This is a genomic window from Synechococcus sp. OH2 (genome assembly GCF_047462155.1).
Lineage (GTDB): Bacteria > Cyanobacteriota > Cyanobacteriia > Thermostichales > Thermostichaceae > Thermostichus.
In genome coordinates, this window is the sequence record NZ_JANSIR010000076.1 from 6,446 (window position 1) to 7,153 (window position 708).

Genomic DNA, 708 nt, shown 5'->3' on the forward strand with positions numbered 1-708 from the left:
CTGAGTGGCTTGGCGCTGAAGGGATCCCAGCCCCCTTGAGGCCACCACCGCCAGCAGCGGCTGAGCAGGGGCAATGTTGTAGCGGGGCTGGAGCGCCGCCACTGCCCCCCTCTCGAGTTGAAAATGCTGCTGCAGCCGTTCGGGAGCAACCGCCAGGCTAAACCGTCCGCACATCCGGGATCCCTCAAACCTGGGTGGAAATGCCCAGCAACTGCAGGATCCCCCGCAGCGGGATCTCCACCTGCTCGGGACGGTGGTTGAGCTCGTAGCCCAGCTCGTAGATGGCCTTCTCCAGCAGATAGGCCTCTAGCAGCACTTCCAGCTCCTGCGGGCTGCGGGGCAGAAAAGCCCCTTGGGAAGCCACCTGGAGATACTCGGCCAAGAAAGCAGCACAAACCCAGCGGTGCCAAAACTGGGCCCAGCGCAGCATGTCGGGACACTTGTCCCCGCAGACCAGGCCGCTTTCCAGTTGCTGGCGCAAGCCGGTGTGAACGGCGTAGTGGAAAGAGCGCAGCATCCCTGCCACATCCCGCAGGGGGCAGCGTTTGAGGCGGCGTTCTCCCAGGGAGCGGGCCGGCTCCCCTTCAAAGTCGATGATGACAAAGTCCTTGCCGGTAAACAGCACCTGGCCCAAGTGGTAATCCCCATGGCAGCGAGTGCGCAAAGCCGTGATCTTCCGCTCCAGGATGAGGCGGAAGCGGCTCATGA

General features: G+C 63.6%; 1 protein-coding gene and 1 pseudogene. Both read right to left on the reverse strand.

Annotated elements, in window-relative coordinates; genetic code table 11:
• Positions 1-174: SOS response-associated peptidase family protein (locus NW835_RS06455; RefSeq protein ID WP_414414833.1), on the reverse strand; the 174-nt coding region annotated here is incomplete at its 3' end.
• Between the two features lie 10 nt (positions 175-184).
• Positions 185-708: pseudogene (locus NW835_RS06460) on the reverse strand (alpha-amylase); the annotation flags it as partial.